This window comes from Algoriphagus sp. (assembly GCF_024642405.1).
Lineage (GTDB): Bacteria > Bacteroidota > Bacteroidia > Cytophagales > Cyclobacteriaceae > Algoriphagus.
The window spans coordinates 1-4,032 of sequence record NZ_JAHEBC010000344.1 but is presented as its reverse complement, the minus strand read 5'-3'; the positions used below and the strand labels follow the sequence as shown (position 1 = coordinate 4,032).

The window sequence follows — 4,032 nt, the reverse complement described above, 5'->3', positions numbered from 1 at the left end:
TCAGAACGATACAGTCATATGAATGACGCTCTGATGGAATTATATCAGGTAAAAGAGTTAAACATCCTTATTTTGCAACTTATTGATAATGAGTTAAAAAACTAGCTTAAACATGATCTCATTTTTTAGAAAAATCCGCCAAAAACTTCTCTCCCAAAATCGGGTAACTCGCTACTTGGTTTATGCCCTAGGTGAGATATTTCTGGTAGTAATTGGAATCCTAATAGCAGTCAGTATCAATAATTGGAACGAGGACAGAAAAAGCAAAATTAAAGAAAGAGAATTATTAAATGAGCTAACCAAAGACCTCAGAGAGGATCTGGTAATGCTAGAATTCCAATTATCACTTTCTGACACCATTTTAAAATATTTAAATGTATTGAGAAACCCGCCTCCACCCGGAATCGCATTCGATGAAGCGCTTGCTTCTGCAGACAAAGCCACATTGGCGAATTATAGATATTCTGCAATGAGAAGTATCGAATCTGTAGGAATTGATATTATTCGAAGTAAAGATTTAATACAGTCAATAAGCAATTATTATAGATGGTGGGATTTTGGAAATGAACTTTACCGAATTGATTTTGATGAGTTTTGGAAATCCGAATGGCTTCCTTTTTTTAGAAAACATACAAATAGAGGTGTGTCTCAGGGAAATTTTATGCAACCTTTTTCTCCTAAGGATTATGAAGGCATGATCAATGATCCAGATTATCAAAATATACTAATGGGAAAAATTTACATCTTTCAAAATTTTAAAATACGATTTGAAAGTAGCCGAATTAGGGGAGAAAAACTGATTGAGGATATAAGTGAATATTTAAATTCTGAGGGAGCTCTTAAAGAAAAATAAAATGATCACCCTGTACAGAAAAATTCGCCAAAAACTCCTTACTCAAAACCGAATCACCCGGTATCTAGTCTATGCCTTGGGTGAGATTTTTTTGGTGGTGATCGGTATTTTGATTGCACTTCAGGTAAATAACTGGAATGAAAACTTAAAAATTCGAGAAAAGGAAAAATTATACCTAGATCGAATAGAAGAAGAAGCATTATGGAATATTGATATTCTTGATAATCAAATCAACTTTTATCAAGGGAATGCATCCAATCTTGACTCTGTTGCCTCCTTTCTAAGTAACGCAACTCCAAAGAATGAACAGCTAAGCATTCCTGCAGCCCCCTTTTTTATCAGTGCTTGGAGATTGAGAAATTCAGCTTATTCAGAGTTGGTTTCCTCTGGCTCTTTGAGTATTCTTTCGGATATAAAGTTGAGAGAAATTCTAGACGAAGCCGCAAGCTTCAATACCATCACTATCCAAACACTGAATTATTGGAGAGATTTGTCGACCGCAGATGTTAACCTTTTTCAGCCCTACAGAATTCAAAAAACCTTTATTACCAATGGAGACACCACCCAAACTATGAGTCTTGATTATGATCGGATGATTGGACAAGGAGAGGTAATAGCCGGAATACAGTTTTGGAGTCTCGCTAATAAAAAATTTGCTGGAGGCCTACTAGAGTATAGAGAATACTACTTCAAAATTCTTGATCGAATCAACTGTCTGGAAAACAATAATTGCCTCAATTAATGCCATGATCTCAATCTTCCGCAAAATCCGCCAACAGCTTCTTACTGAAAATCGGGTCACTCGATATTTGATTTACGCACTTGGGGAGATTCTATTGGTGACCATAGGTATTCTTATTGCACTGCAAATGAATACATGGAAAGAAGAAAAGCAACATCGACTGAGTGAACAAACCTTCTACCAAACCATTTTGGATGACTTGGAAAATGATCAAAAAAAGCTAGATCAACTTTCCAAGTTTTACCAATCCCGGATCGATAATCTGAGCTGGTTACTCACTCATGTAAGAGATCCAAGTCTTGGGGTAAGCCCTTCAGAATTTGGAAGACATACCGAGCCCCTATATTACAATGAGTCCGCGATCAGCTTTGATGCAACCTATGAAGCAGCTAAAAGTGGGGGAGCCTTTGAAAAATATTCCAATAAAGAGCTCCTTAAAAAACTCGTGGAATACTATTCCAATTTTAAGCAAATAGAAGATGTCCTTACCGCTACTCTCCGTTTTTTAGAATCCTCCTTTGAGCCGTTAATGTCTTCAGTTCCAAATGATTTTTTAAATTCATCTACATCCCAACAAGTACTTACCAGTGAGGGAAACAAGGGTTTTTATTCCTTATTGGACTCCATCCCAGATCAACGAAAGCTTGCTACACAGAAGGAAATCGATGCCTTTTTACAAAAAACGGAGTTTGAGTCCTATCTTATAGGTGATCTCGGAAGGTCTTTTAATATGACCAACGAGTTGGAACTTCGATCAGCCCAAATAAAATCCCTGCAGGAAGAAATCAAATCGTTTATCCATGATTAGTTTTTTCAGAAAAATCCGCCAAAGGCTTCTTGCAGAAAATCGTGTTACCAGATACCTGATCTATGCGCTTGGGGAGATTCTTTTGGTTGTAATCGGGATTTGTCCATATAATGTTTCATTGATCTTCCAATTTTAAATTGAGACATCACTCCTGCAGGAGAAAAGCTAAATTCAGAAACCTCAACCTAATTCTTTATCTCTATTATTCTTCCTGGTGTCCAAGGGGCTTGATTCGCGTCAAGCTCCGCATTGATGGCTGGCACATTGACCTCTATCAGTTCTTTCAGACTTGAGATAACCGGATTCAAATATTTCTCCGCAATTCTTTTCACCTCTTTCGAGGTTGTAGTGGGATCAGTTAAGCTTGTAGATCCAGAATAAACTGCTGTATTTACCCGACTTATTAGTGAGGGAACCTGGTCGATTTCTAGCTGACTTTTAATAGGATCTCCATACATGGTAATTTCAATCTCGTCCAAGGTATTTTCTAGGGCATCAATTTTTTCGTCCAAAGAAGCACTCTTTACTACTCTTGCTGCCGCCTGGTAATATTTCAAAGCTTCCCGCAACTGATTATATGAACTTCTCGCACCATTTGCTGATTTGGAAAGTTCCATCAGCTGCTGATGAAATGCGAGCATCGCTGCAGGGTCTGCCGTTGGAACAGTTTGGTTGTCAAGCGTTTTTACCTCGAAGGATACCTCTTCCGCGAGTTCAGTTATTTCACCATTGATACTCTTTGCTAGCTCTACGGTATAGGTTCCAGGTAACACCATAATTCCTGATGGGAAATCTTTCATGGGATCTGCGAGATTTGTATTCAACTGGTCGATGGCAGGATATTTTAAATCCCAGTATACTCGATTAATTCCTTCTGTCGCACCACTTCTGATCTCATTGACCACCTCACCATTTACATCTTTTATGGTAAAAATCAGAAAGGGTTTTTCTTCCTCTTTCTCTGCCAATAGTTGATCATAGCTCGGATAATATACGGTCTCACCGGCTTTCCTTTTCTCTTCTTCAGTTTTCTTTCGCTCACTTTCAAGCGTAGGATATTTCTCCTTAAGAAAATAAGTAAAAGCAGCTCCAAATGGAGGATTTTCGCCCAAGTAGTACGTCTCCCCTTGAAATCCCTTTGGACCCAGCCATGAGATGGTTTTGCTTGCCGCAATTGGACTATACGGCTCATATTGCAAAGCTTCTGAAATAGGGAAAATATGCGCTTCCTTTTCCAAAAGCTCATTTGAAAGTTCTCGTAATGCTGAGTAATCATCTAGGATATAAAATCCCCTTCCAAAAGTACCCAAAATCAGGTCTTTTTCTCTTTCCTGAATGTTGATGTCCCGTACTGCGATGGTGGGTAGTCCTTTTGATAACTTTTGCCAATATTGACCTCCATCGAGGGTAGTAAAGCAGCCAAACTCAGTCCCAACAAATAACAGGCTTGCAACTACAGGGTCTTCTGCAATGGCATAAACGGATCCATTTTCAGGGAGATTCGCTTTAAGGGTGGCCCAGCTCTTCCCCATATCCGTACTTTTTAGAAGATAGGGTTTGAAGTCACCTCGTTTGTGATTGTTAAAGGCCGCGTACACAATATTCTTATCATGAGCAGAAGCGATGATT

Annotated in this window: 4 protein-coding genes and 1 pseudogene; 4 read left to right on the top strand and 1 reads right to left on the bottom strand. The window is 38.6% G+C overall.

Going from position 1 to position 4,032, the window contains the following annotated elements; all coding sequences use genetic code 11:
• The first annotated feature begins 112 nt into the window (after nt 1–112).
• From Q0L68_RS17415 to Q0L68_RS17400, 4 genes are read left to right on the top strand one after another with little or no spacing between them, the layout of a single operon-like run.
• Nucleotides 113–853: a DUF6090 family protein gene (locus Q0L68_RS17415; protein ID WP_296705537.1), complete on the top strand. Its 741-nt coding sequence runs from the start codon at nt 113–115 to the stop codon at nt 851–853.
• A gap of 1 nt (nt 854) precedes the next feature.
• The gene (locus tag Q0L68_RS17410) at nt 855–1,595 is read left to right on the top strand and encodes a hypothetical protein (RefSeq protein WP_296705536.1); all 741 of its coding nucleotides are present in this window, start codon (nt 855–857) and stop codon (nt 1,593–1,595) included.
• 4 nt (nt 1,596–1,599) lie between these two features.
• Complete coding sequence (locus tag Q0L68_RS17405; RefSeq protein ID WP_296705535.1) at nt 1,600–2,403, top strand: DUF6090 family protein; 804 nt, start codon at nt 1,600–1,602, stop codon at nt 2,401–2,403.
• Nucleotides 2,396–2,539 carry a hypothetical protein gene (locus Q0L68_RS17400; RefSeq protein ID WP_296705534.1) on the top strand — a complete coding sequence of 48 codons (144 nt, stop codon included), beginning with the start codon at nt 2,396–2,398 and terminating at the stop codon, nt 2,537–2,539. Before Q0L68_RS17405 ends, Q0L68_RS17400 begins: the two co-directional genes overlap by 8 nt.
• Nucleotides 2,540–2,588: 49 nt before the next feature.
• On the opposite strand, the pseudogene Q0L68_RS17395 reads toward Q0L68_RS17400, so the two are convergent.
• Nucleotides 2,589–4,032 (bottom strand): annotated as a pseudogene (locus Q0L68_RS17395) (glycosyl hydrolase); the annotation flags it as partial.

What these genes read in the sequence shown, in the direction of transcription:
- Q0L68_RS17415 (WP_296705537.1), top strand. Translation starts at nt 113, where the DNA reads ATGATCTCATTTTTTAGAAAAATCCGCCAAAAACTTCTCTCCCAAAAT.
- Q0L68_RS17410 (WP_296705536.1), top strand. Translation starts at nt 855, where the DNA reads ATGATCACCCTGTACAGAAAAATTCGCCAAAAACTCCTTACTCAAAAC.
- Q0L68_RS17405 (WP_296705535.1), top strand. Translation starts at nt 1,600, where the DNA reads ATGATCTCAATCTTCCGCAAAATCCGCCAACAGCTTCTTACTGAAAAT.
- Q0L68_RS17400 (WP_296705534.1), top strand. Translation starts at nt 2,396, where the DNA reads ATGATTAGTTTTTTCAGAAAAATCCGCCAAAGGCTTCTTGCAGAAAAT.